Origin of the sequence: Streptomyces sp. TRM49041 (assembly GCF_008271805.1) — a bacterium.
Classification (GTDB): domain Bacteria; phylum Actinomycetota; class Actinomycetes; order Streptomycetales; family Streptomycetaceae; genus Streptomyces.
In genome coordinates this window covers 63,672-87,312 of sequence record NZ_VSRY01000145.1, presented here as the reverse complement: position 1 = coordinate 87,312, position 23,641 = coordinate 63,672, and the positions used below count along the sequence as shown (strand labels likewise).

The following is a 23,641-nucleotide window of genomic DNA, read 5'->3' as shown; positions in this document are numbered from 1 at the left end:
GGCAGGCGGCAGGCGGCAGGCGGCAGGCGGCAGGCGGGCCGAACCGACCATCAGCCCAGCAGGGACAGCGGCTACAACACCGCGGTAGCCGCTCTGCGGCTCCTCCTCCCGCCCGCGCGCAGAACACGTCCAGCGGCATGTCCCCTCGTGCACGGGCCGATGGCCGTCCACTGCCCTCGAACCGTACGGGTCACGCGACGGCGGACGGGGAATGACAGCCGCCGCACAGCGGGTTTCCATCGCGGTCCCGGCCGGCCAACGCACCGGTGCACGAGAACTACTCACCAGGGAGAGACATGACGACAATCGACGTATCCCCAGACCGGCAGACGCCCGACTCGTCCGTGGCGGAATCGGTCAAGGACTACTACGGGAAGGTCCTCGCGTCCTCCGCGGACCTGAAGACCTCGGCCTGCTGCACGGACGCGGCGCCGCCGCCCCACATCGCGGCGGCTCTCGCCCGGGTGCACGACGAGGTCATGGAGCGTTTCTACGGCTGCGGTTCGCCCCTTCCGCCCGCGCTGGAGGGCGCCACCGTGCTCGACCTGGGCTGCGGCAGCGGCCGGGACGTCTATGTGCTGTCCCAGCTGGTCGGCCCCACCGGCCGGGTGATCGGCGTCGACATGACCGAGGAACAACTCGCCGTGGCCCGCCGCCACCAGGAGTGGCACGCCGAACGGTTCGGCCACGCCAACACCGACTTCCGCCACGGCTACATCGAGGATCTCGCGGCGGCCGGCATCCCGGACGCCTCCGTGGACGCCGTCGTCTCCAACTGCGTGGTGAACCTCTCCCCGGACAAACCGCGCGTCCTGTCCGAGATCTTCCGCGTCCTCAAGCCCGGTGGGGAACTGTACTTCTCCGACATCTTCGCCGACCGCCGCCTGCCCGCCGCTCTCCTCGACGACCCCGTCCTCGTCGGAGAGTGCCTCGCCGGTGCCCTGTACACGGAGGACTTCCGCCGCATCCTGGACCGCGCCGGATGCCCGGACGCCCGCACCGTCGCCGCGTCCCCGGTGACGATCGGCGACCCGGACATCGAGCGGAAGATCGGCTTCGCCTCCTTCACCTCCCGTACCGTCCGTGCTTTCAAGCTGCCGCTGGAAGACCGCTGCGAGGACTACGGCCAGCTCGCCGTCTACCGCGGGACCGTCCCCGAGCACCCGCACGCTTTCGACCTGGACGACCACCACCGCTTCCCCACCGGCAAACCGGTGCTCGTCTGCGGCAACACCGCCGACATGCTCGGCGCCGGCCGCTACGCGGACCACTTCACCGTCATCGGCGACAAGAGCCGGCACTTCGGCCTGTTCCCGTGCGCTCCCTCGGACGGAGCTGCCGCGCCGGGCACGGGCGACCCGTCGGGCTGCTGCTGACCTGCCGTTGCACCGGACCGACCAGGACACCCGACCACCACGCTCGCTCGCCGGATCACCGTCCTCCATGCGGAGGCCGCCCCTGGCCCGGCGACGTGGCGAGGTGATGAGCGAAGTGCCGTACGCGGGCCGATGCGAGGGAGGGGGGCGTCCGCTGGGGATGGTGCCGGACAGACGCCTTGATCAGTTGCAGCAGTTGCAGGCTGCCGCTGCATACCCAGCAGCGGGCGATGTGAGCGGCCACCCGCATGCGGTGTGCTTCTGTGAGCTGCCCGTCGGCATACGCTTCCATGTCGCCCCGCAGGCGCACATGCCGTAGCTTCTCCCGGCACTCGGCCCACACTCGCCCCGGCCCGGGAACGCGCTGCCTTCTCATGCAGCGGAAACCCGTCCTGCCGTACGCCGCATTCCCACCCTCGCACAGCTCTCGCCGCCCCCGTCGGTGCGCAGGAGGTAGAAGGATGGAATGCGGTGCCAGGGAGGAAGGGTTTCTGCTGTGTGGAAGACGAAGTGACAGCGCCACCGGACCCGGCGGACCCACGGGGCCGGGCGTTCGCCGCCTATGTGCTGCCGGAGGTGGAGGTACTGCTGCGCGTGGCGATGACGCTCACCGCACAGCCCGCCGACGCCGAGGATCTCGTGCAGGACACCCTTCTGCGTGCCTATCGGGCCATCGACGGCTTCGACGGGAGGCATCCGCGCGCGTGGCTGCTGACGATCATGCGGCGGGCCGAGATCAACCGGCACCGGCGCCGCCGTCCGCACCTCCTGGACGATCCGGACACCGATCTGGACCGGCTCAGCTCCACGGGCCCCAGCGGATCCGCGGAAGAGATCGTGGTGGGTGAGGCGTTCGACGAGGTTGTGGACCAGGCCCTGAGCGCGCTGCCGGACAAGCACCGGCAGGTGGTGCAACTGGTGGACATCGACGGCCTCACCTATGCGGAGGCCGCCCACCTGCTGAACGTGCCCGAAGGGACCGTCATGAGCCGGCTGCACCGGGCGCGCAAACGCATACGGGCGCGGCTGGCCACGGCAGGACTGGCGCCGAAGCGAGGTGTGATGTGAAGAGGCCATGGTGGCGACGTTCGTCGGCGGAGCGCCGTATGAACTGTCTGCAGGTCGCGCGTGTGCTGCAGTCCTACCTCGACGGCGAAACGGACGAGGTCACCGCGCGCCGGGTCGCGGCCCACCTGGAGGACTGCAGGCGATGCGGCCTGGAGGCGTCCGTCTACCAGGAGATCCACAACGCGCTGGCCCGTCGGGCGGAGCCTGACAGCGGAGCGGTGGAGCGCCTGCAGGCGTTCGGCGTGTCGCTCCTGAGCGACCCGCCTGTCGGGGACGACGACGCGGAACACGGCACGCCGCCCCCGACAGGCGCCTAGAGAACGCGGCTCGGCAGCCGTCCGGGGCGTCTCGCACACGGTCGGTGTCGGCGCCGGCGTCGGCGCTGGCACCGGCGCCTCGGCCCGGTCGCCGTCGCGCTCGGCCACGACCTGACCGGCCGCTACCGGCCCGCCCCGCTGCCCTCCTTCGCGTCTTCGCGCTGATCCCGGTGGGAGCGGGCATGCCGGCCCCGTCGGCCAGGGAGCCGGGTCGCAGGCTCTGTCATCCGGCGTACGCGAACCGTGCCTGTACAGACGGGCGTACGCGCCGCCCGCGGTGGCGGTCAGCCGGGCAGACGCCCCGACGAGCGCAGCGCCCAGCGGCGCTCCGCGTAGGCCAGGTCGTCGCGCCACAGCCGAGCCGCGGCGGCCCGCATCAGGGGGCGCAGCAGCGGGGCGGCGCGGCGGGCGGCGGCGAAGCCGGGCCGACCGGAGGAGGCGACGACGGCCTCCACCACCGCGGTGCGCGGCCGACCCAGGCTGTCCGGCCCGAGGGGGGTGGCGTGGGTCTCCACGACGGAGCCCCTGCCTTCCCCTTCGGTGATCCGCATCACGACGGTGCGCGGTCCGGGTGCCGTGAACACGGCGCGCACCGGGACGACCAGGCGGCCGGCGACCTTGAAGGACACGTCGACCGTCAGGGAGTCGTCGTCGCCCGGGCCGGGTGCCCGGACGACGGTGAGGTCGACGAAGGAGTACGGATGGAACCAGGCTCCGTGCCAGGCGTCGAGGCGGTTGGCGACCACGTCGTCCGGTTCGCAGACGCCCACGCCCGTGTACACGGCGGTCAGCGCGTCGGCGGCCGCCGGGCGCCTCGGCACCTCAGGGCGGTTGGTGGGATCTTCTCCCCCGGCCGCGTCCAGCCGCGCCCAGAGCAGCACGCCGTCGTCGTGGGCGGGCCACGGCTCCCAGCCGGCGAACGGCGTTCCGTCCAGCGCCAGTCCGTGCCAGTGGCACACCAGGGTGCCGCAGTGCACCGGGCTGTCGCGCAGCGGGGCGCCGAGGTGCGGGCAGGCACCCGGTCCGGCTACAAGGCGTCCTTCGGCGTCCCGCCACAGCACCACCTCGCGCCCGGCGACGGTACGGGCCAGTGGACGGTCGGGGCGCAGATCGCGGGTGGCTCCGACGACATACCAGTTTCCGGTGGGGCGGGCCTGGGCCCGTTTCAGGGCGTCGGCGATCAGGGCGGGCCGGGCCTCGCGCCACGTGGGGCGCTGGCGCTGCCAGGCGACCGGGGCACGGCGCAGACTCAGCGGCAGGCGTTTGGGGGGACGCGGCCGGGCGGGCTTCACACGACCTCCTTGTGGAGAGGGAGACGGGATGGTGGCGGAGACGGGTGGCCGGCGGTGCGACGTCCCCACGCGCCCGCCGACGGGTGCCGGGCGGCCACTCGGACCGCCGCCAGCCGTAGCAGTCCGTCCGCGGCGAGCAGGGCCCGGCGCCTTCTCGGCACCACGGCGCGGCGGTGCAGTACGGCGTACCCGTCGGTCGCCACGGCGCCGAGGATGCCGCCGTAGAGGACGAACGCCGTGCGGATGCAGGGCCGAGAAACCGGGTCGAGCATGGGGATGCCGGGTGCGGCACGACGGTAGGCGGCGCGGGTGAGGGACGCGAACTCCTTGAGCGCCGAGGTGACCCGGCGGTCGGTGCGGCCGGTTTCCCGGCAGTGGAGCAGCAGTTGCCGGTGTACGCCGTGAGCGCCGAGGAGGTCCTGGGGCAGATAGACCCGGCCGCGGTCGAGGTCCTCCCCGACGTCGCGCAGGAAGTTGGTGAGCTGGAAGGCGACGCCGAGTTCCGCGGCGTGCGGTTCGGCCTCCTCTCGGGAGGTCACGGTGCCGAGCACGGGGAGCATCTGGAGGCCGATGACGGCGGCTGAGCCGTGCATGTAGCCGCGCAGGTCGTCGTAGGTGGCGTACGAGGTGACGTGCAGGTCGCTGCGCATGGAGGCGAGGAAGTCGGCGAAGTGACCGTGGTCGATGTCGTGGCGGCGCGCGGTGTCGGCGAGCGCCCGCACCACCGACTCGGCACCGGCGCCCCCGGCCAGGCCGTGGGCGAGGTCCTCGCCCAGCCGGTCCAGTGCACGGGCGCGCTCGTCGGGGCGGAAGTCGCCGTCCAGGGAGTCGACCATGTCGTCGGCCGAGCGGGCGAAGCCGTACAGGGCGTGGACGGCCGGACGGCGCTCCGCCGTGAGCAGGCGGGTGGCGAGGAAGTAGGTCCGGCCGTGCCGGGCGTTGAGGTCGCGGCACCGGGTGTAGGCGGCACGCAGGCCCGGGTCGGTGATACCCGCGGCGTCCAGTTCGCGGGCGGTCATGGGCGGGCCCCTTCCGGGTGGCCGGTCGAAGGGGGGCACGCGTGGCCGGGCCGGCCGCGGCGGGAGCTGTGCCGCGACGGCCGCCGTGGTGCGGAGGCGTACGCGCGGTCGGTCGCCGGGTGACGGGGGGTCATGCCGGGGTTCCTTCCGGGGTCTCCGTCGGCGTCTCTCCGGGGGTCCCCCCGGGCGTTCCTCTCGGAGCTTCCCCGGGCGTTCCTCTCGGAGCTTCCTCGGGCTTTGCCACCGACGCTCTTCTCCGCGTGCCCTCCGGCGTTCCCTTCCCGGCTCCCTCCGGCGCTCCCTTCAGTCGTCGCTCCGCGGCTTCTTCGGAGTGGGGGCGTGTCCGTGCGCCTCCGGAGACGGCCGGGCGACCAGCCAGGCCGGTGATACGGGCCGCGGCGAGTCTTCCCGACAGCAGGACCGGTGGTACGCCCACGCCTGGTGTGGTGCCGCAGCCGGCGAGGACGGCGTTGACCGTGCCTCGCACCAGGTTGCGTGGGCGGAACGGGCCGGTCTGGGCGAAGGTGTGCGCCGCGGAGAACGGCGTGCCCTCGGCGTGCCCCTGAGCCGCCCAGTCGGCAGGTGTCACCAGGCACTCCTCCTCGATGGCCGCGGCGATGCCGTCGAGCCCCCGGCGTTCCAGCTCCTGCAACAGGGTGTCGCGGTAGCGGGGGCCCAGGTCGTGCCAGTCGGCGGGGCGGGGGCCGATGCCGGCGTGGGGGCAGGGCGCCAGAACGTAGTGCAGGTGGCGGCCCGGTGGGGCCAGTGCGGGGTCGGTCGCGGTGGGACGGGTGATCAGCAGGGAGGGGTCGCTCATCAGCTCGCCGGTACGGGTGAGCTGGTCGAATGTGCGCTGCCAGGCGTGGCCGAACGACAGGGTGTGGTGGGCCAGCTGCGGCCAGGTGCGATCGCAGCCGGCGTGCAGGATCACGGCCGACGGGGCGTGCCGCAGCCGCACCGGCCGGCGGGGCGTGCGGCCCAGCAGACGGTAGGTCACGGGGAGGTCCGGGGTGAGGACGACGGCGTCGCAGGGAAGGTGCTGCTCATCGGTGACCACTGCGGTGATCCGCTCGCCGGAGCGCTCCAGCCGGGTGACCGGCCGGCCGTAGTGGAAGACGGCGCCTGCCGCCTCGGCCGCGTCGGCCATGGCCCGCGGCAGTGCGTGCATACCGCCGCGCGGGAAGTACACACCGGCCACGGTGTCCATGTAGGCGATCGCCGCGTAGGCCGCGAGCGCCCGCGCCGGGGGCACACCCGCGTACAGGGCCTGGAAGGTGAAGACGCGGCGGAGCCGGTCGTCGCGCAAGTGGCGGGCGACACCTGACTCCCAGCGCCCGAAGCCGCCGAGCGCGGCCAGCCGGACGAGGTCGGGGGTGATCAGCTGCCACGGCGAGTCGAAGTCGGCGTCGAGGAAGCGGCGCCGCTCCGCGCGGTACAGCCGTGACAGCCACTCGCGCAGCCGGCGGTACCCCGTCGCTTCCGCGGGCCCCGCGAACCGCTCCACCTCGGCCGCCATCGCGTCGGCGTCGGTGTGCACGTCGAGGGTGCTGCCGTCGGCGAAGCACGCGCGGTAGGCCGGGTGGAGCGGAATCAGGTCCACGTGGTCGCCCAGCGAGGCGCCGACCGCGGCGAACGCCTCGTCGGCGATCTCGGGCATGGTGAGCACGGTCGGGCCGGTGTCGATGTGGTAGCCGCCGCGGACCAGGCGACCCGCGCGACCGCCGGGCCCGGTGTCTCGTTCCACCACGGTCACCCGGCGCCCCGCGCCGAGCAGGTGCAGGGCGGCCGACAGACCTGCCAGGCCCGCGCCGACGACGACCACGTGGTCGGTGGGTCCCTTCAGACTTCTGGTCACCGGCCGCCCTCCGCCCTTGCCGCGGCGGACGCGGCCGTCGGCCGCGGTGCGTCTTCCTGTCCCGTTCCGTGTCGCCGTCCCGGTTCCTGCGCCCGTCCCGTTTCCTGTACCTGTCTTCTCGGTTCCTGTTCCTGTTCCTGTTCCTGTTCCTGTTCCTGCTCCGGTCCGGGTGCTCCTGTGATCTCGGCGAGCAGTGAGCGCAGGGTGGCCGCAGGGCCCGGGTCCAGCTCCGCCGCTGCGAGGTGGCGCACGGCCTGTCGGCACAGCCTGTCGATCCTCCTGCGCGCCAGATCACGGACCCGGGTGGCGATCAGCACGCCACGGACGCGTTCCAGGTCGTCCCGGGTCAGGTCGGCGCGGCCGAGGGACGCCTCCAGGACGCCGAGCGCGGCCGGGTCGCCGTCGGCGGCGGCACGGGCGCGGGCCATCGCCATGAGGTACGTGGGCTTGCCCTGGCGTACGTCCCCGCCAGACGGCTTGCCCGTGACGGCAGGGTCGGCGAACAGGTCGTCCAGGTCGTCCCGCAGCTGGAAGGCGAGGCCGGCGCAGCGGCCGGCCCTCGCCAGCGCGGCCGTGGCGGCAGGCCCGCGGCCCGCGAGGGCCGCCCCGAGTGCCAGCGGCCGCTCCACGCTGTACGAGGCGCTCTTGAGGCGGGCGGCACGAAGGGCCCGGGGGATCGAGAGCTGCGCGGTGGCCTGGCCGTGCACGTCGAGGTACTGGCCGGTGACCATCTCGGTCCGGGTGGCGCGCCAGATGTCGAGGACGCGGTGCGCGGTGCCGGACGGCAGCGCATCACCGTCCAGCAGCAGGTCCGCCATCACGTCGTCCGCCCAGGCGAGCGCCAGGTCCCCGGCGAGTACCGCGGCCGCGTCGCCGAGGCGCCGCGAGGCGTCGGGCGCTCGGCCGGCGTACTGGCGGGCGACGGCGGTGTGCAGCGCGGGCCGTCCCCGGCGAGTCGGCGCGGCGTCCATCACGTCGTCGTGGATCAGCGCGCAGGTCTGCAGCAGTTCGAGGGCCGCACCGACCCGCAGCGCCGCCCGGACCTGTGCCGAATCGCCGCCGCCGCAGGCGCGCAGCGACCACCACAGCAGGCGGGGACGGATACGGCGTCCGCCGTGCAGGGTGAAGTCCACGACGCGCTCGGCGAGATCCCGGGCGAAGAGGCCGTCCAGGGCACGGGCCTGGTCCAGACGGGTGTCGAGAAGCCGGGCCAGCACGGAGCGGACAGCGGCGGCCACGTCATCGTCGATGGTGCGGGGGTCGAGGCTGTCGTCCCGCCGGTTCCCGCGGGCGGCACCGGTCTCCGGGGAGCAGGCGGCGCTGTCTCTCCGCCCGCCGGACCGGTGATGGGCGGTGGGAGGACCGGGAGGCCCGCCCGGCGGAGCCATATGCCGGTGGGTCGCCTGTGTCGGGTGCATCGCGGATCCTCTCGCCTGTCGTGTCACGGCTACACCTGTAGACATTCCGCGTGTGGCGGCGAACCGGATGCGCCATTCGGTGGCACGCCGGGCCGCCGACGGTGCCACCGACGGGCCGGCGACACGCCCCGTGCTGCATCCTCGCGGGCCGACAGAGCGGAACACTGGACGGCACGCGGCGTACGTGGGTGCGGGCGCCTCCGTGCCGAGGAAGGCAGCACCCCGTCAAGCCGGGCCGTGGCCGTCCCCGCACGAAGGCCCGGGAAGGGAGCAGTGGTGGTGGATCTGGCGGCTGACGTAGCCGTGGTGGGCGCCGGCGCCGCCGGGCTGTCGCTCGCACGGCGGCTGGCCCACCCGCCCGCGGGGGCACCGGCACTGCGCACGGTGCTGCTGGCCGCTCCCCCGGGCCCTGCCCGCGCCGCGCCGCGCACCTGGTGCTTCTGGGAGCCTGACGCGGGTCCCTACGACGGCGCGCTGACCGCCGCCTGGCAACGGCTGCGGGTGCGCGGCGCTGACGGGACGGCTGTGACGGCCGTCATCGCGCCGCTGCGCTACAAGATGCTGCGTTCCGACGCCTTCGAGGCACTGGCCGGCCGGGAGATCGCGTCGAGCGGACGGGTGTCATGCACCGAGGCCGTCGTCGGCCGGGTCGAGCCCACGGCGGGCGGTGCCCTGCTGCACGCCCGCCGTGTGGACGGCCGCAGCGTCACCGTGCGGGCCGGCTGGGTGTTCGACTCGCGTCCTCTCATCCGCCTCCCGCCCGCGCGTACGACGCTGCTGCAGCACTTCCGCGGCTGGTTCGTGCGCACGTCCCGTCCGGTCTTCGACCCGTCCGTGGTGGACCTGATGGACTTCCGCACGCCGCAGCCCGCGCACGGGCTCTCGTTCGGCTACGTGCTGCCCGTCGGCCCGCACGAGGCGCTGGTCGAGTACACGGAGTTCTCCCGCCGGGTGCTCAGCCGCGCCGGTTACGACAGCGCGCTGCGGCATTACGCGGAGCGGGTGATCGGTCTGGACGGTTACGAGGTCACGGCGTGCGAGCAGGGAGTGATCCCGATGACGGACGCCGACTTCCCCCGGCAGACCGCGCCGGGTGTGTTCCGGATCGGGGCCTGCTCGGGCGCCACCCGCCCCTCGACCGGCTACACCTTCAGCGCCGTGCAGCGGCAGGCGAGTACCGTGGCCGCCGCCCTGCACGCCGGACGGCACCCGCTGCCCCCGCGGCCGCACTCCGCCCGCGCCCGCGTCATGGACGCGGTGCTGCTCCGTGCCCTGGACGGCGGCCGGGTGGACGGCCCGGCGTTCTTCACCCGCCTGTTCGAGCGGGTGCCCGCAGCGCGTCTCCTCCGATTCCTCGACGGCCGTACCAGCTTGGCGGAGGACCTCGGCATCGGCGCCCACGTGCCCGTCGCCGCGATGGTCGCCTCCGCGCTCAGCCTGCCCTTCGCCCCGCGCCGGAGCCTTCCCGCCGCCTGACCAAGGAGCCGAACCCGCATGCCTCTTCTGCGCGACGCCGACCTGGCAGACGCCTTCGACCACGCCGCCCGCAGTTACGACACCCTCGTGGCCGCCAATCCGGGATACCACGCCCACCTGCGCCGCTCCGCCCGGCGGCTCGGGCTCCCACCGGGCGGCGACGGGCTGCGGGTGCTGGACCTGGGGTGCGGCACGGGGGCGTCCACCGCCGCCCTGGCCGCCGTGCTGCCCGGCGCCGACATCACGGCGGTCGACGCCTCGGCGGGAATGCTGCGCCGGGCGGGCGCCCGGCCGTGGGCGCGGCCGGTGCGGTTCGTGCGCGCGCCGGTGGAACGCCTGCCCGAAGCCGGGGTGAGCGGTCCGTTCGACGCGGTCTTCGCCGCGTACCTGCTGCGCAACGCCGCCGACCCGGACGCCGTGCTCGCGTCGGTGTACCGGCTGCTGGCGCCCCGGGGCCGGCTCGCGGTGCACGAGTACGCGTTGAGCGGCCGAATCGCGCACCGCGCGGTGTGGAACGCGGTGTGCGGCGGCCTCGTCCTGCCCGTCGCCACCCTGCTCGGAGACGGGCGGCTGTACCGGCATCTGTGGCGCAGTGTCCTCGACTTCGACACCGCCGACGCTCTCGGTCGGCGGATGGAGCGCGCCGGCTTCGAGAAGGTGCGGGTCCTGCCGCTGCCGGGATGGCAGACCGGCGTCACGCACACGGTGGTGGCCCGCAGGCCGGCCGCGGCCGGCGAGAGGACCCGGCGGCCCGGAACCGGCCACGGCCGAGGAGGCTCACGATGACCGCCGACGCCCGCCCCGCGACGCCTCGCCCCGGCCGTGACCGGCTGGCCCGGCTGCTGCCCGCACCGCCCGGAGCTTCCGGGGCGGACCCTGCCTCCGCACCCCGCGCCGCGGTCGTCGGCGGCGGCATCGCCGGGCTGACGGCGGCCACGGCGCTCGCCGAGCGTGGGGTACGGGTCGTCCTGTACGAGCGGGACGCGGTACTCGGCGGCCGACTGGCCGGATGGCCCACCCGGCTTGCCGACGGCAGCACGGTGACGATGAGCCGGGGCTTCCACGCGTTCTTCCGCCAGTACTACAACCTTCGTGCCCTGCTGCGGCGTACCGATCCTGCTCTGTCCCGGCTGACGGGCCTGCCCGACTACCCCCTGCGCCACGCGAACGGCGGCCGCGACAGCTTCCGGCGCGTGCCGCGCACTCCGCCGCTGAGCGCACTCGGATTCGTCGCGCTGAGCGGCTCGTTCCGGCTGCGCGACCTGGCCCGGATGGACGCCCGGGCAGCGCTGCCGCTGCTCGACGTGCGCGTGCCGGAGGTGTACGACCGGCTCGACCGGGTCAGCGCCCATGACTTGCTGGAGGCGATCCGCTTTCCGGCAGCGGCACGGCACCTGGCCTTCGAGGTCTTCTCGCGCAGTTTCTTCGCGGACCCGTGCCGGCTGTCGGCCGCCGAGACGGCTCTGATGTTCCACATCTACTTCCTCGGCTCGTCCGAGGGCCTGCTGTTCGACGTACCCGTCGAGCCGTTCCCGCAGGCACTGTGGGACCCGCTGGCCGGGTACCTGACCGGTCTGGGGGCCGAGCTGCGCGCCGCCACCCCGGTGGACGCCGTCACGGCCCTGTCCGGCGGTGGCTTCGCCGTGACCACGGGGGACGCCGAGACGTGCTACGACGCCGTGGTGCTCGCCGTCGATCCGGGAGCGCTGCGAGCCCTGGTGGACCGGTCCGGCGGGCTCGGGGACGAGCCGTGGCGTGAACGGATCGCACGGCTCCGTACCGCGCCCCCGTTCCTGGTCTCCCGCCTGTGGCTGGACCGCCCGGTGCTCGGCCACCGGCCGGGCTTCCTGGGCACCAGCGGATACGGTTCCCTGGACAACGTCAGCGTCCTGAACCGCTGGGAGGGGGAGGCCGCGCGCTGGGCCGGTCGCACCGGCGGGTCCGTGCTGGAACTGCACGCCTACGCGCTGCCCGGCGACGCCGCTCCGGAGACCGTGCAGAAGGAACTCCTCGGTGAGCTGCACCGGGTGCACCCCGAGACACGTCGGGCTCGGGTGGTGGACGCCCGCCACGAGTGGCGCGCAGACTGCCCGCTGTTCGCGGTGGGGGGGTACGGCGACCGACCCGGCGTCCGCACTCCCACGCCGGGCCTCGTCGTCGCGGGCGACGCCGTGCGCACCGGCCTGCCGGTGGCGTTGATGGAACGGGCGGCCACCAGCGGCTTCCTCGCCGCCAACGCGCTGCTGCGCCGGTGGGGCCTGCGCGGCCACCCGCTGTGGACGGTGCCCGACGGAGGGCGCGGACGGTTCCTGCGGTGGGCGGTACAGGCGGCGCGTCGCGGGTGAGGCTTGTGTTCTGCCGTTCCTGCCGCCCGGGGCGGGCCCTCTGGGCCGCGAGCAGGTGACCGTACGGCAACTGCCCCGGCCTCAGGCCATGCGCGTGCGGGGCGCGAGGCCGGCGCGTTGTGCTCCGAAGGTCAGTCGTCGCGCGGCGCCCACCCGTCCGAGGTGTCGGTCCGGACGACGCAGAGAGCCCAGATGACCACTGCCAAGAGTCCGATCACGACGATCGACCACAGCGGGTAGTACGGGAGGGAGAGGAAATTGACGATGATCAGCAGTCCGGCGATGGCCACGCCGGCGACCCGGGCCCACGTCGCCGCCTGGAACAACCCGAGACCGACGATCACGGCGAACGCGCCGAGAAGGAGGTGGAACCAGCCCCAGCCGGTGAGGTCGAACTCGAAGACGTAGTCGGGTGTCGTGACGAAGACGTCGTCCTCGGCGATCGCCATGATGCCCCGAAAGACGCCCAGCAGGCCGGAGATCATGAGTACGACCGCCCCGAACGCGGTGAGGCCACCTGCCCATGCCTGCTTGTTCGTCTCTCGCTGTGCGGTGCGCGTCGCAGTCATCTGTCAGCCTCGTCTCTTCTCGTGGTCGTTTGCGGCACGAGCACGAACAGCAGCCCGCCGGCCTTGGTGCGCTCATGGCTCTCCTCCGTCCCGGGCCCGCAGCGATCCGCCGTTCGGCGCCTTCTCCATCGTGAGCCGGCCATGCCCCGGCTTCCTCGCCCTCTGCGGGTGAAAGTGCCCGCGCCCGATCACACGAAGGGAGCAGGTGTGCCGGACCCGTGTCCGGCGGCCGCCCTGCGCCGGGCGGCCCGCCAGGCGAGGGCCACCGCCAGCTCCACCACGCCGAGCAGCACGAGCCACAGGCCGAGCAGCCGGGCCAGGGCCGTGGCGGTCTGCGTCGGTATGGCCAGCACCACGATCCCGGCCACGATGCCGACCGAGGCCGCGCCGAGGACGAGACCGCGGTGCGGCAGGTCCCGGGCGACGAGGGCCCCATAGGCGGTGGTCATGCCGGAGGCGAGCCAGATGACCCCGACGATCAGCGAGAGGACCGTGATGGTCTGCAGCGGATCACGCAGGCACAGGACACCTGCCAGGACGAACAGCACCGCCGTCAACAACCCAGTGAGCCGCTCCCCGGGTTCGCGGGGAGCGAAGGCGGCCACGAAGCGGAAGGTGCCGCTCAGCAGCAGGTACAGCCCGAGAAGCACCGCCACGACGTGCAGCGTCCCCTCGGGCCAGGCCAGCACCACGATGCCGGGGATCAGGGTCGCCAGCGCCGAACCCAGGAGCCAGGTCCAGGAGCGCCCGAGCCCGGCCAGAACCTCCGCCGTGTCTCGCACGGGGTCAGGTGCGGCCCCCTCGGGCGGTCGCCCGTGCCCACCGTCTCCGGTCGGGCCGGTCAAGCCGGTCATGGCCTGCTCCCTTCGCACGTCATTCCACGTACGTTCTTCCCGCGCCCCGGGCCTTCGGTGCCGGTCCGCGCCGTGGGCGGGCGGGGAGACCGGTGCACCGGGTGCGCAGACGTTCGTGCGTGCCGTCGGTGGCGCACCCACGTCCATGTCCTCGGGCCAGGGTGTCGCGACACTCCGCCGGCCCGGATCACCCGCGGCGGGTGATCCGGGCCGGCCACCGGGGCGGTGAGGTGGACTCAACACGCGCCGACCCGCCCGGTACCGAAGGTGGGCAGCGCGACGCGTAGCGGCACCACACCGCACCGCAGGAAGGGACATGAGATGCCCGAGTCGGCTGGCGCCCGGAACCCGCTGGTGCCGTCCGGGAACCCGGAGCGGCCCCGCGTGCGGCGGCGGGTCGCGGTGCTGGCTCTCGTGCGCGCGTCCCTCATCGCGGTCGGCCTCGTCACGGCGTACTACCTCCTGCCCATGGACCGACCGAGCACGGCCCGGACCACCACGGTGCTCGTGGGCGGACTGCTCGCGGTGCTGCTGGTCTTCTCGTGGGAGGTGAGAACGATCGTCCGCTCGCCCTACCCCCGCCTGAGAGCCGTCGAGGCACTGGTCGCCACTCTGACCCTGTTCCTGGTCGTCTTCGCGAGCGTCTACTACATCCTGGAACGCCTCTCCCCCGGTTCGTTCAGCGAACCCCTGACCAGGACGGACGCCCTGTACTTCGCCCTGACCACGTTCGCCACCGTGGGCTTCGGCGACATCGCCGCCAGCTCGCAGGCGGCGAGGATCGTGACGATGGTCCAGATGCTGGGCGGCCTTCTGATCGTGGGGGTCGCGGCCCGCGTTCTGACGGAGGCGATACGGACGGGTCTCCGGCAGCAGCGCGTGGACCGCTCGTCCACCGGTGCCGCTCAACGCGGCGAGACCGAACCAGGAGACCGCCCATGACCCTGCCGAGCACCTCCCTGGCAGCGCTCTCACCCGCCGAACGGGCAGCGTACGGGAGGAGAGCGCGGAAACACGCTCCCCGCTCGTGCCACGGCCGGTTCGACTCGGTGCCGCGACGGCCCGACCCGGTCGAGGTGCTGGAGCGTCAGTCGGAGCTGCGGCTGCCGGAGCTCGTGCCCCTCCGGTACGGGCGGATGCTGGAGACGCCGTTCCGCTTCTACCGCGGCGCGGCAGCCGTCATGGCGGGGGACCTGGCTGCGCTGCCGAGCACGGGGCTGACGGTGCAGTTGTGCGGGGACGCCCATCTGCTGAACTTCCGGCTCCTCGCCTCGCCCGAGCGGCATCTCGTCTTCGACATCAACGACTTCGACGAGACACTGCCCGGCCCGTTCGAGTGGGACGTCAAGCGGCTGGCGACGAGCTTCGTGACGGCGGCCCGTGCGAACGGCTTCTCGGTGAAGGACCAGAACCGGGCCGTGCGCGCGTGTCTGGCGGCGTACCGCGAGCGGATACGGGCGCTCGCCGGCATGCGGACCCTGGACGTCTGGTACGCGCAGGACGACACCGACCGGCTCCGGGAAGTCCTGTCCTCGTCCTGGGACCGCGAGGCCCGCCGCCGGTCGCGGCGTGCGACGGCGCGGGCGCGGTCCCGTACACACCTTGAGGCGTACGCCAAGCTCACGGGAGTCACGGCCGAGGGACGCAGGATCGTGCCGGACCCCCCGCTGGTGACTCCGCTCCGCGATCTGCGGGCGGCGTCGGCCGACGGCCGGCAGGAGGAGGAGCTTCGGCACATCGTGGACCAGTACGCGCGGAGCATGTCGTCCGAACGACGGTTCCTGCTGGGCCGCTACCGGCTGGTGGACGTGGCCCGCAAGGTGGTGGGTGTCGGCAGCGTCGGGACGCGGTGCTGGGTGCTGTTGCTGCTCGGGAGGGACGACAACGATCCTCTCCTGTTGCAGGCCAAGGAAGCGCAGGAGTCGGTACTCGCTCCGCACACGGGCGCCGAGCCCTACGACAACCAGGGCCGGAGGGTCGTGGAGGGGCAGCGGCTCATCCAGACGACCAGTGACATCTTCCTCGGCTGGACGCACGTGGTCGGCCTCGACGGACTGGGACGTGACTTCTACGTGCGCCAGCTGTGGGACTGGAAGGGCATCGCGCGGCCCGACACCATGGACCCGGGTCTCCTCGCCACCTTCGGCCGACTGTGCGGAGCCTCGCTGGCACGTGCGCACGCACGTTCCGGCGATCCGGTCGCCATCGGCGCCTACCTGGGCGGAGGCGACAACTTCGACCGGGCGCTCGTCGGCTTCGCCCAGTCGTACGCCGACCAGAACGAGCGGGACTTCGAGGCGCTGGCCGCCGCGGCGCGCTCCGGCAGGGTCGCCGTCGAGCTGCTCTGAAGCACCCCCAGCGCACCGGGCCGGCCGTTCCGCCCGAGGCGCTCCGGCAGGTCTGTGGCCGCGGTTGCCGGTTGCTCACCCGCTGGTGGTGATACCGCTTCGGGCCACGGCCGCCCGGGCCGCGTACGAGTCCGTGATCGCTTCCACCCCGGAGGGCGGCAGTCCGGAGCGCTGGGCCGCGGAGCGCACCTGTTCGGTCGGGACTGAGGTGATCCCGGCCTCCAGCGCGATACCGTCTGCCGGCGGGCCTCCCTCGTCCGACCGCCGGGTGCCCTCCTCGACGTATGTGGTGAAGCGTGCGCGAGTGCGCCGGGGGACCCGGCGAGGCGCCGTTCTCACAGCACACGCAGCTCCCGTGCACGGCGCACCGCGTCGTTGCGGCGGTTCACCGCCAGCTTCCGGTAGGCGCTCTTCAGGTGTGTCTTGACGGTGTTCACCGACAGGTGGAGGTCTTCGGCGATCTCCTCCGTGGACATCGCCCGGGCGAGCCGCCGCAGCACGTCACGCTCACGCTCGCTGAGTTCCTCCACGACGAGCGACGGGTCGGGGGACCGAGGCCGGGTCGGCCGCTCGTGATGGTGCCGGGGGCCGGGAGTGAGCCAGCCTTCGGCCAGCTGCTGGAGGTGTGTGCTGCGCAGAAAGGGGCGGATCCACGGTCCGGCTTCCAGGAAGGGTCTGCGGAGTCGCTCGCGGCGGGCCTGGACGAGCGCCGCGGCGACGAGCCGGCCCGCGGCGTCGGGGTCCCCCGCGTGGTGGGCTGCCTGCGCCCGCACCAGCGTGGCCCGTACGGTCACGGCGGGGCCGGTGGGGGCCTCGCGGGGCAGCCGGTCCAGCATGCCGAGGGCCCGGGCCGGGTTCCGCAGGCCGAGGTACGCCTTCGCGGCTTCCACGGTGACGGCGGGGAGACGCCCGGCCGGTACGGTCTCCAGCGTCCTCGCGGCCTCTTCGGGACGTCCCGCGGCCAGATGGACGGTGGACGCGAGAAGTGCCAGGTGCCCCTGTGCCCAGGGGGAGGGCACGGCGGCGCGGATCTCCCGTGCGGCCGCCTCCAGCGCGGCGTGCGCATGCCCCCGGGCCCAGTGGAGACGTGCGGTGACGAGGACCCTTCCCGCCCACGCCACCGGGTCCTCCGGCAGCGGTGCGGCGTCCGCCGCACCCAGCAGGGTGCGTGCCTCGTCCAGTTCGTCGCGGTCGACGGCCACGGCGGCCAGGACCAGCGAGGCCACTCCGCTGCCGCCCCGCGGGCCCAGGCTGTGGCGTACCCCCTCCGCGATCGCCGCCGCGGCCGTCCGCTCGGCCCTGCCGGGCCAGCCGTCCAGGTGCTCGATGAGGGCCAGGTGGCCCAGGGCTTCGGCCCGGGGCAGTGCGGTGGCGGTCCCGGCGGGGGACGCGGCCGCGGCAGCCAGGGCGGCGCGGGCATCGTCGAAGCGGCCGGCCCACAGGAGGGCGGAGCCCACGTGGGTACGGAGCAGCGCGGTGATCTCCGGGTGCCGGTCCAGGAGGGAGCCCGTGATGTGGCGTCTCGCCTCGCGGGCGTCCGCCGCCGCGGCCTCCGCCCGGTCCGGGGAGCCGGTCAGCCGGGCCGCGAGGGCCTCCAGTACGGCGCGGCTCAGCCGTGCCGCGGCCCGGTCCTGCCCGTCCGCCACCGCCAGGTCCTCCCCGGCCTGTCGCAGGTGGGCGAGGCCGCGGTCGAGGTCATGGTGGGACAGTTCGAGGGAGGCGCGGACGAGGTTCGCCGAGGAGCCTGTCGTCTCGGGCGCCATGCGGGAGAACAGATCGGACAGCTCGTCGGTTCGCGCGCCGGTGAAGAACTGCCCGATCGCCAGGTCGTCGATGACGGTGTCGGCGGCGAACTCCCAGTCGTCGGCGGCGGCTCCGTGGACGAGCGCCTCGCGCGGGAAGCCCGAACGTCGCAGCCACCGGGCGGCCCGGCGGTGGAGTTCGGGTTCCGGGCACGGCTGCTGGACCCGCAGGTGGGCGCGGAGGATCTCCGCGAACAACGGGTGGAGCCCGTACCAGGAGTCGCCGAAGTCCTGGACGAACGCGTTCTCCCGGTGCAGCTCCGTCAGGAGCGGCCCGGCGTCCGCCCGCCCGGTCAGGGCGTTCGCCAAGTCCGGGGAGAACCGTTCCAGGACGCTGACGCGCAGGAGGAGGTCCTGGATCTCGGGCGGCCGCTGCCAGAGGACCTCCGCGAGCAGGAAGTCCGCGACGGTGCTCCGGCCCGCCTCGAACTCCTTCAGGTACTGTTCCGGGTCCGGGCTCTGCCGCGCCGCCAGGGCACACAGCCTCAGTCCGGCGGCCCACCCCTCGGTACGCTCCACCAGCGCGCATACGGCGTTCTCGGCCACGCGCAGCCCGTGAGCCTCCAGCAGCGCGGCCGCCTCCGACGACGTGAACGCCAGCTCGGCGTTCCTTATCTCCGTCAGGTCGCCCGCGACCCGGTAGCGGTGCAGGGGCAGCAGCGGCTCGTTGCGGCCGACCAGGACGAGCCTCAGGCCGTTCCCGGCGTGGCTCAGGACGAAGTGCATCTGCTCGGATATCTCCGGGGCCGTCACCCGCTCGTACTCGTCGAGCACGACGATCACGGGCGGGTCCAGGGTGCTGAGGCCGGCGGCGACCCGCGTCAGGAACGTGCGGTCCACCTGCCCGGAGGCGGGCGGGCGCGCCACGTGCTCGGGCAGCGACACGCCCGAAGTGCGGAGCGATTCCAGCAGGTACGCCCAGAAGACGCCGGGTGCCTGGTCCGCGGGGTCGGCGGTGAGCCAGGCGACAGGACAGCGCAGGCCGTCCGCCCAGTCGGCGACCAGCAGGGACTTGCCGGCGCCGGCGGCTCCGTTGACCGTCGTCAGCGGAGTCAGGTGAGCCTGCTCCAGGTGGTTGACCAGGCGTTCACGCCGCATGAACGTGCCGGGTCTCGCCGGGAGGGCGAAGCGGGTACGCAGCAGGGGAGCCCCCAGCGGGTCGACGCCGGTCACAGCCGGTTGTGCATCACTGCCGTCGATCGTGGCCACAGCGCTCACCACCCACCACTCGTCAGGTCACGGTCAACGCTTCCCACCAAGGATCTCAGTCTCGGCCGTCATGTGCGCGTCGGACAGGGATCAACGGACTCCGTGGCGGGTCCTTCGACGGGTCCTTGGACGGTCGTCCCCCTCGACCGCGCCGTGCCGACGGGGCCCGGAGGCGCGGCCGCCGCCTCGCGGAGCGACGGGGAGCGGCAGAGAGGGGCGGAGAGGGGCGGGGAGCCGTTCGAGTGAGTGGCTGCCCCTGTGCGCGCACCCGACGTGCGCCGGAGCAGCGGCGCCTCTTGACTCGTGGAAGGGAACCGGCACGGCATACGCGGAGGAACCATGGCGATATGGATGGCACGGAACGTGGCGGTCGGGGCACTGGTCACGGTCCTCACGGCCACGGCGGTCGGCTGCGGCGAGAACGACACGGGCAGCCCGTCGGACCTCGCGAGCAGAGCCACAGCGACGGCCGCGTCCCTCGCCTCCGGGGCCGCGGAAGCCCTGGAGTCCGCCACGGCCGAGGCCGGCCGAAAGCTGGAGGAGATCAAGGGAGGGATAGACGCCGAGGACGAGGTGACGCTCGGCGACGTGACCGCCGACGACGACGGACGGTCCACTGTCGAGGTCACCGCCCGGAACACGGCCGACTCGGTGAAGTCCTTCGCGGTACAGGTCGATTTCCGCGATCCACAGGGCAATCTGCTCGACGTCGTGATCGTCACCGTCACCGACGTGGCCGACGGCGCCACCAAGCGGGCAACCGCACGCAGCAACCGCACGCTGTCCGGCGACGTGAAGGCCGAGGTAGGCACCGCGGTTCGGTACTAGGGTGTGTCGGAAGTGCTCTAGGTTGGCTCGGATGAGCGTGCGGGGGCGGAGTTATCGATATGTCGGACCGGTCGACCTGAAGGCCGCGGTTCGGCCTGGCAGCGGTGGCTGCCGGATCAGCTCGGCGGCTGACTTCGACAGCTGGGCCGCTGAGCGATCGGCAGCGGAGCTGGTCGAACCGTTCACCTACGTGGTCGGCACGGACGGCATGCTTCGGCTGGCGCCGCGACGTAGTGAACACGTGGCCTGTGCCGGCGGAGAAACGGTCCTGAGCGCCGGCGAGATCAGCTTCATCCGCGAGGCGGGCCGATGGGCCGTGGGGGACGTCAGCAACCACTCAACCGGGTACTGCCCGGACGTCGGCTCCTGGCCGGCAGTCGCCCGTGCTCTGGATGACATTCAGCTCGGGCGTCCGTCCGGCTTCACCCACGAAGTGGTGTTCCGGCGCTGTCCTGGCTGCCAGGAGCACAACATCGTGCGCGAGGACGACTTCTTCTGCGTCTTCTGCGGCAGCGATCTGCCCGAGGCGTGGAACGTGGATCCCACTGTGGCAGGCCGGTCCCGTGCTCTTCCGTCAGGGTTCCCGCGGCGCGACGCACAGGGCCCGGATGACAAAGGCGTACAGCGCGATCAGGGTGAGCGACCAGACGGGGTAGTACGGGATCGTCAGGAAGTTCGCGATGACCAGTAGCGCAGCGATGCCCACCCGATGACCCGGGCCCACACGGCGCGCGCGAAGACACCGAGGCTGATGACGATGGCGATCACCCCGAGAGCCAGGTGGATCCAGCCCCAGCCGGTCAGGTCGAACTGGAAGATGTAGTTCGGGGTGGTGACGTACACGTCGTCCTCGGCGATCGCCATGAAGCCCCGGAAGAGATTGGTGCTCTGGGCACGGCCGCGTACGCGCTGTACTCGCGTACGCGCTGTACTCACGGCGGCCGGCGTCGACACCGGTGTCACCCGCAGTGGTGCTCGTCGGCTGCGGGATTTGCCCGGTGCCCGCATGCCGCGGGGTGCGCAATCACCCCCGAGGGGTGAAGCCGGACGTACCTCCCCGAGGTGACTCTGGAGGGACGCCGTTCCCGTTCACCGGAGGCACCATCGACAAGGTCGACGTCTCCGGCGACCTGTACGCAGATCACGAGGCTGAGGTGCGCGGCTGGTTCATGAACGACTGATCGGCGGAAATTGCCCTGACGAAGGAGCAGCGACATGACTCTGGCCTACGACTACCCAGTACTCGGAGCGTTCTGGACGATCATGTGGATCTTCCTGTGGGTCCTGTGGATCGTCCTTCTCTTTCGTATCATCGTCGATGTCTTCCGGGACGACACGCTCAGTGGAGGCGCCAAGACGGGATGGCTCATCTTCGTGATCGTGCTGCCCTTCCTCGGCGTGTTCGTCTATCTGCTGGCACGCGGCAGTGGCATGGGCGGGCGGGAGGCCCAACACGCCAGGGCCCAGCGACAGGCGGTCGACGACTACATCCGCGAGACCGCCGGCAGCGCCGCAGGACCTGGGAACGAGGCCGATCAACTCGCCCGGCTCTCCGAGATGCGCTCCACAGGTGAGATCACCGACGAAGAGTTCCGGCGGGGCAAGGAGAAGATCCTCCACTGACCTGCACGCAACCGGCCCGACGACCACGGCGGTCGACGCCACGGTGCGTGCCGCGCTACGGCCCGACGCGACACGCACCGTGCTTCGCCCCGAAACCCGCTGCCAGTTCAGCCCCGCCGAAGAGCGGCGGGTCGCGCTGTGCAACCTGCCGCGCGACCGCGTCGCGGCCTGGTCGGGAGCGGGCCGGCGGTGTCAGGCCGCCGGAGTCAGTCCCCGCGCGGGCCCCGGAAGTCCACCGAGGTGACGAGGGCGTAGTCGAAGTAGATCGGGTCCCCCTCCTCGTCCATCGGGTACTCGAAGCTGCTCTCGTTCGACAGGATCACCTTGAGGTCGGGAAGGGTGTCCACTCCGTCGTCGTTCTGCTCGACCGTGTGTCCTCGTTCCTCAAGGCGCTCCAGCAGCTCGTCGCTGGGAGTCCGGAAGACGTCGAGCCCGTCGAGAACGACCGTCACATCCGCGTCCTCGAGGCGGAACCGGTACACATGGATGTCGGTCAGCGCGCCCTTGGTGAAGCCCAGATTGAACTCCGTCCGGGACTCACCGTGCTCGCAGAGCACCTGTCCAGGCGCGTCGCCGAAGTCCGGGTCGGACGGGGCGAATCCCAGTTCGCGCGCGGCTCCGACCGCCTCGTCGGCCGACATGCCGAGCCTGAGCGTGGCAACTCCCACGTCCGGCAGCAGCTCCAGAATCATCGCCGTCCCTTCCAACCGTCCGATACATCGCCTGAGAGTTCTTGTCGTCCTACAGACCCTCCGCCGTTCGGCTTCTTGTTGTCGGCGCGCTCCATGCGAATGGCCGGGCCGTTGTCGACCTTGCAGACTTGTCCATGCCGGGCGGCTCCTGGTCGGCATTCGGGAGACGTGCCCCCGCGGCGCGTGTGCCGCGAATGGAACACCGGCGCCGTGGTACGCAGGGATCATGTCCTCAGTCGCGGTGCTGGTCGAGTTGGTGCGGAGTGGCACGTCCGGCGGGCATGTGAAGTGCTGGGAGCGCTTCGCGGAGAGCGCCACCCGCCTCCCCGAACGCACAACCGGTGGACCGGACCTCGACCTGACCGTCTACTTCCTCGGCGAGCGTGAGCGGGTCGAGGTCCTCTCACCGCGCGTACGGTACGTCATGCTCCGCCCGGTGCTGAGCACGGCCTCCCTGATGTCGGCCGACGGCGCGGAGGACACCTCCGACGTGGCCCCGTACCACCCGCGGCTCGCCGCGCTGCTGCCCCGGCACGATGTCTGGCATCTGACGCACAGCTTCGCCTACGCCGCCACCGCCGTCCGGCTCGCCCGGCGGATGGCGCGGAGGCCCGCCCCGGGCCCACGGCTCGTGGGCTCCGTGCACACGGACGTTCCGCTGCTGGCCTCCGTCTACACCCGCTACCTGGCCGACCGGTGGCTGCCCGGCGACCATCCGGCGCCGGGCGCGATCCTCGCCGACCGGGCCGAGACCTGGCTGCGTCGGCGGTACGACCGGCTGCTGGACTGTTGCGAGTGCGTGCTGGTGCCCACCTCGGAGGGCTGCGCCGAACTCGCCCGGAAGCTGGGCCCGCACCGGGTCGCCCTCCTCCGCCGCGGCGTCGACCACGAACGCTTCCGGCCCGACGCGACCGCCCGCGCTCGGCTCGCCCGCGAGTACGGCGTGCCGGCCGACCGTCCTCTGGTGCTGTTCGCCGGACGGCTGGACGCCACCAAGGGCGTGCCACTGCTGACCGAGAGCCTGCGGCTGCTGCGCGACCGCGGCCAGGCCGTGCACGCCATCATGGCGGGCTCGGGCGCGGAGGCGGGCGCGGTGCGGCGGTCCCTCGGCCCGGCCGTCACCCTGCTCGGCCAGCTCCCGCAGGACCGGCTGGCCCAGGTGTACGCGGGCTGCGACCTCTTCGTCTTCCCGTCCCGCACGGAGACCTGCGGCAACGTCGTCGCCGAGGCCATGGCGAGCGGCCTGGCGGTGGTGCTGCCCGAGGGCGCGCGCACCACGCGGTGGCTCGCGGAGCCCGGCCGGGACGGCATCGTCGTACGCCGTGACGACCCTCGTGACTGGGCGGAGGCCCTCGGCACGCTGGTCGACCGGCCAGATCTGCTGTACGCGGTGCGCCACCGGGCGACGGCCACGGCCAGGGCCGTCCACCCCTCCTGGGACCGGGTCCTGGCCGAGGACCTGCTCCCCGTCTGGCTCCCGTCCGGCCCCTCACGGCGGCGTGACAGCGCCCCGGCGGCGTAAGACTCGGGGCGCGCGGAGCGGCCGTACG

General features: G+C 72.9%; 22 protein-coding genes and 2 pseudogenes. 13 read left to right on the top strand and 11 right to left on the bottom strand.

The features are described 5' to 3' along the window. Nucleotides 1-296 precede the first annotated feature (296 nt). On the top strand, nt 297-1,376 hold the full coding sequence (locus tag FVS66_RS20065) for a methyltransferase domain-containing protein (protein WP_149182563.1): 1,080 nt from the start codon (nt 297-299) through the stop codon (nt 1,374-1,376). Between the two features lie 55 nt (nt 1,377-1,431). Here FVS66_RS20065 and FVS66_RS20060 read toward each other — a convergent pair whose 3' ends face one another. Continuing rightward, complete coding sequence (locus FVS66_RS20060; protein ID WP_262387096.1) at nt 1,432-1,668, bottom strand: zf-HC2 domain-containing protein; 237 nt, start codon at nt 1,666-1,668, stop codon at nt 1,432-1,434. Nucleotides 1,669-1,886: 218 nt separating this feature from the next. Here FVS66_RS20060 and FVS66_RS20055 point away from each other — a divergent pair, with 218 nt between their 5' ends. Then, nucleotides 1,887-2,444, top strand: a complete 558-nt coding sequence (locus tag FVS66_RS20055; protein WP_149182561.1) for an RNA polymerase sigma factor — start codon at nt 1,887-1,889, stop codon at nt 2,442-2,444. Between the two features lie 38 nt (nt 2,445-2,482). Further along, the gene (locus tag FVS66_RS20050) at nt 2,483-2,761 is read left to right on the top strand and encodes a zf-HC2 domain-containing protein (RefSeq protein WP_187645605.1); all 279 of its coding nucleotides are present in this window, start codon (nt 2,483-2,485) and stop codon (nt 2,759-2,761) included. 284 nt (nt 2,762-3,045) lie between these two features. On the opposite strand, the gene FVS66_RS20045 is transcribed toward FVS66_RS20050, so the two are convergent. The 4 genes from FVS66_RS20045 to FVS66_RS20030 form a co-directional block, all read right to left on the bottom strand. Continuing rightward, on the bottom strand, nt 3,046-4,053 hold the full coding sequence (locus tag FVS66_RS20045; protein ID WP_149182559.1) for a DUF5914 domain-containing protein: 1,008 nt from the start codon (nt 4,051-4,053) through the stop codon (nt 3,046-3,048). Then, nucleotides 4,050-5,072: a phytoene/squalene synthase family protein gene (locus FVS66_RS20040; RefSeq protein ID WP_149182558.1), complete on the bottom strand. Its 1,023-nt coding sequence runs from the start codon at nt 5,070-5,072 to the stop codon at nt 4,050-4,052. Before FVS66_RS20040 ends, FVS66_RS20045 begins: the two co-directional genes overlap by 4 nt. 130 nt (nt 5,073-5,202) lie before the next feature. Beyond that, nucleotides 5,203-6,927 carry a phytoene desaturase family protein gene (gene crtI / locus FVS66_RS20035; RefSeq protein ID WP_149182557.1) on the bottom strand — a complete coding sequence of 575 codons (1,725 nt, stop codon included), beginning with the start codon at nt 6,925-6,927 and terminating at the stop codon, nt 5,203-5,205. After that, a complete protein-coding gene (locus tag FVS66_RS20030; RefSeq protein ID WP_262387095.1) occupies nt 6,924-8,345 on the bottom strand; it encodes a polyprenyl synthetase family protein in 1,422 nt (473 codons plus the stop codon). The genes crtI and FVS66_RS20030 overlap by 4 nt, the downstream gene beginning before the upstream one ends. 279 nt (nt 8,346-8,624) lie before the next feature. On the opposite strand from FVS66_RS20030, the gene FVS66_RS20025 reads away from it, so the two are divergent. The 3 genes from FVS66_RS20025 to FVS66_RS20015 are packed head-to-tail and all read left to right on the top strand — an operon-like array spanning nt 8,625 to nt 12,166. After that, a complete protein-coding gene (locus FVS66_RS20025; RefSeq protein ID WP_149182556.1) occupies nt 8,625-9,821 on the top strand; it encodes a lycopene cyclase family protein in 1,197 nt (398 codons plus the stop codon). Nucleotides 9,822-9,839: 18 nt separating this feature from the next. Continuing rightward, a complete protein-coding gene (locus FVS66_RS20020) occupies nt 9,840-10,607 on the top strand; it encodes a methyltransferase domain-containing protein (RefSeq protein ID WP_149182555.1) in 768 nt (255 codons plus the stop codon). Beyond that, nucleotides 10,604-12,166, top strand: a complete 1,563-nt coding sequence (locus FVS66_RS20015; RefSeq protein WP_187645604.1) for an FAD-dependent oxidoreductase — start codon at nt 10,604-10,606, stop codon at nt 12,164-12,166. Before FVS66_RS20020 ends, FVS66_RS20015 begins: the two co-directional genes overlap by 4 nt. Nucleotides 12,167-12,297: 131 nt before the next feature. On the opposite strand, the gene FVS66_RS20010 is transcribed toward FVS66_RS20015, so the two are convergent. Both FVS66_RS20010 and FVS66_RS20005 read right to left on the bottom strand, forming a co-directional pair. Further along, nucleotides 12,298-12,735, bottom strand: coding sequence for a hypothetical protein (locus tag FVS66_RS20010; protein ID WP_149182553.1), 438 nt, complete (start codon nt 12,733-12,735; stop codon nt 12,298-12,300). Nucleotides 12,736-12,923: 188 nt separating this feature from the next. Beyond that, nucleotides 12,924-13,589, bottom strand: coding sequence for an HdeD family acid-resistance protein (locus tag FVS66_RS20005; RefSeq protein WP_149182552.1), 666 nt, complete (start codon nt 13,587-13,589; stop codon nt 12,924-12,926). Nucleotides 13,590-13,910: 321 nt separating this feature from the next. On the opposite strand from FVS66_RS20005, the gene FVS66_RS20000 reads away from it, so the two are divergent. After that, nucleotides 13,911-14,531 (top strand): potassium channel family protein, encoded by a 621-nt coding sequence (locus tag FVS66_RS20000; RefSeq protein WP_149182551.1) that lies wholly within the window; start codon nt 13,911-13,913, stop codon nt 14,529-14,531. Further along, complete coding sequence (locus FVS66_RS19995) at nt 14,528-15,937, top strand: DUF2252 domain-containing protein (RefSeq protein WP_149182550.1); 1,410 nt, start codon at nt 14,528-14,530, stop codon at nt 15,935-15,937. The genes FVS66_RS20000 and FVS66_RS19995 overlap by 4 nt, the downstream gene beginning before the upstream one ends. Nucleotides 15,938-16,012: 75 nt before the next feature. On the opposite strand, the gene FVS66_RS19990 is transcribed toward FVS66_RS19995, so the two are convergent. Beyond that, on the bottom strand, nt 16,013-16,276 hold the full coding sequence (locus FVS66_RS19990) for a hypothetical protein (protein ID WP_149182549.1): 264 nt from the start codon (nt 16,274-16,276) through the stop codon (nt 16,013-16,015). Continuing rightward, nucleotides 16,273-18,948, bottom strand: a complete 2,676-nt coding sequence (locus FVS66_RS19985; RefSeq protein WP_149182548.1) for a LuxR C-terminal-related transcriptional regulator — start codon at nt 18,946-18,948, stop codon at nt 16,273-16,275. The genes FVS66_RS19990 and FVS66_RS19985 overlap by 4 nt, the downstream gene beginning before the upstream one ends. A gap of 339 nt (nt 18,949-19,287) precedes the next feature. On the opposite strand from FVS66_RS19985, the gene FVS66_RS19980 reads away from it, so the two are divergent. Together FVS66_RS19980 and FVS66_RS19975 are read left to right on the top strand one after the other, a co-directional pair. Then, nucleotides 19,288-19,776: an FxLYD domain-containing protein gene (locus FVS66_RS19980; RefSeq protein WP_149182547.1), complete on the top strand. Its 489-nt coding sequence runs from the start codon at nt 19,288-19,290 to the stop codon at nt 19,774-19,776. A 31-nt stretch (nt 19,777-19,807) separates the two neighbouring features. Next, nucleotides 19,808-20,323 (top strand): annotated as a pseudogene (locus tag FVS66_RS19975) (hypothetical protein); the annotation flags it as partial. Nucleotides 20,324-20,350: 27 nt separating this feature from the next. Here the strand turns inward: FVS66_RS19975 and FVS66_RS19970 are convergent. Further along, nucleotides 20,351-20,658 (bottom strand): annotated as a pseudogene (locus tag FVS66_RS19970) (hypothetical protein); the annotation flags it as partial. Nucleotides 20,659-20,813: 155 nt separating this feature from the next. Here FVS66_RS19970 and FVS66_RS35135 point away from each other — a divergent pair. Further along, entirely contained in the window at nt 20,814-20,957 is a 144-nt protein-coding gene (locus FVS66_RS35135; RefSeq protein ID WP_187645615.1) for a hypothetical protein, read from the top strand. A 34-nt stretch (nt 20,958-20,991) separates the two neighbouring features. Beyond that, the gene (locus FVS66_RS19965) at nt 20,992-21,399 is read left to right on the top strand and encodes an SHOCT domain-containing protein (RefSeq protein ID WP_149182546.1); all 408 of its coding nucleotides are present in this window, start codon (nt 20,992-20,994) and stop codon (nt 21,397-21,399) included. A 206-nt stretch (nt 21,400-21,605) separates the two neighbouring features. Here FVS66_RS19965 and FVS66_RS19960 read toward each other — a convergent pair whose 3' ends face one another. Next, on the bottom strand, nt 21,606-22,091 hold the full coding sequence (locus FVS66_RS19960) for a hypothetical protein (protein WP_149182545.1): 486 nt from the start codon (nt 22,089-22,091) through the stop codon (nt 21,606-21,608). A 226-nt stretch (nt 22,092-22,317) separates the two neighbouring features. On the opposite strand from FVS66_RS19960, the gene FVS66_RS19955 reads away from it, so the two are divergent. Then, a complete protein-coding gene (locus FVS66_RS19955) occupies nt 22,318-23,613 on the top strand; it encodes a glycosyltransferase (protein WP_149182544.1) in 1,296 nt (431 codons plus the stop codon). Nucleotides 23,614-23,641: the final 28 nt, after the last annotated feature.

Excerpts from the sequence above, each read along its gene's own strand:
- FVS66_RS20065 (WP_149182563.1), top strand. The coding sequence starts at position 297 with ATGACGACAATCGACGTATCCCCAGACCGGCAGACGCCCGACTCGTCC.
- FVS66_RS20060 (WP_262387096.1), bottom strand. The coding sequence starts at position 1,668 with ATGGAAGCGTATGCCGACGGGCAGCTCACAGAAGCACACCGCATGCGG.
- FVS66_RS20050 (WP_187645605.1), top strand. The coding sequence starts at position 2,483 with ATGAACTGTCTGCAGGTCGCGCGTGTGCTGCAGTCCTACCTCGACGGC.
- FVS66_RS20040 (WP_149182558.1), bottom strand. The coding sequence starts at position 5,072 with ATGACCGCCCGCGAACTGGACGCCGCGGGTATCACCGACCCGGGCCTG.
- FVS66_RS20030 (WP_262387095.1), bottom strand. The coding sequence starts at position 8,345 with ATGCACCCGACACAGGCGACCCACCGGCATATGGCTCCGCCGGGCGGG.
- FVS66_RS20020 (WP_149182555.1), top strand. The coding sequence starts at position 9,840 with ATGCCTCTTCTGCGCGACGCCGACCTGGCAGACGCCTTCGACCACGCC.
- FVS66_RS20015 (WP_187645604.1), top strand. The coding sequence starts at position 10,604 with ATGACCGCCGACGCCCGCCCCGCGACGCCTCGCCCCGGCCGTGACCGG.
- FVS66_RS20010 (WP_149182553.1), bottom strand. The coding sequence starts at position 12,735 with ATGACTGCGACGCGCACCGCACAGCGAGAGACGAACAAGCAGGCATGG.
- FVS66_RS20005 (WP_149182552.1), bottom strand. The coding sequence starts at position 13,589 with ATGACCGGCTTGACCGGCCCGACCGGAGACGGTGGGCACGGGCGACCG.
- FVS66_RS20000 (WP_149182551.1), top strand. The coding sequence starts at position 13,911 with ATGCCCGAGTCGGCTGGCGCCCGGAACCCGCTGGTGCCGTCCGGGAAC.
- FVS66_RS19995 (WP_149182550.1), top strand. The coding sequence starts at position 14,528 with ATGACCCTGCCGAGCACCTCCCTGGCAGCGCTCTCACCCGCCGAACGG.
- FVS66_RS19980 (WP_149182547.1), top strand. The coding sequence starts at position 19,288 with ATGGCGATATGGATGGCACGGAACGTGGCGGTCGGGGCACTGGTCACG.
- FVS66_RS19965 (WP_149182546.1), top strand. The coding sequence starts at position 20,992 with ATGACTCTGGCCTACGACTACCCAGTACTCGGAGCGTTCTGGACGATC.
- FVS66_RS19960 (WP_149182545.1), bottom strand. The coding sequence starts at position 22,091 with ATGATTCTGGAGCTGCTGCCGGACGTGGGAGTTGCCACGCTCAGGCTC.
- FVS66_RS19955 (WP_149182544.1), top strand. The coding sequence starts at position 22,318 with ATGTCCTCAGTCGCGGTGCTGGTCGAGTTGGTGCGGAGTGGCACGTCC.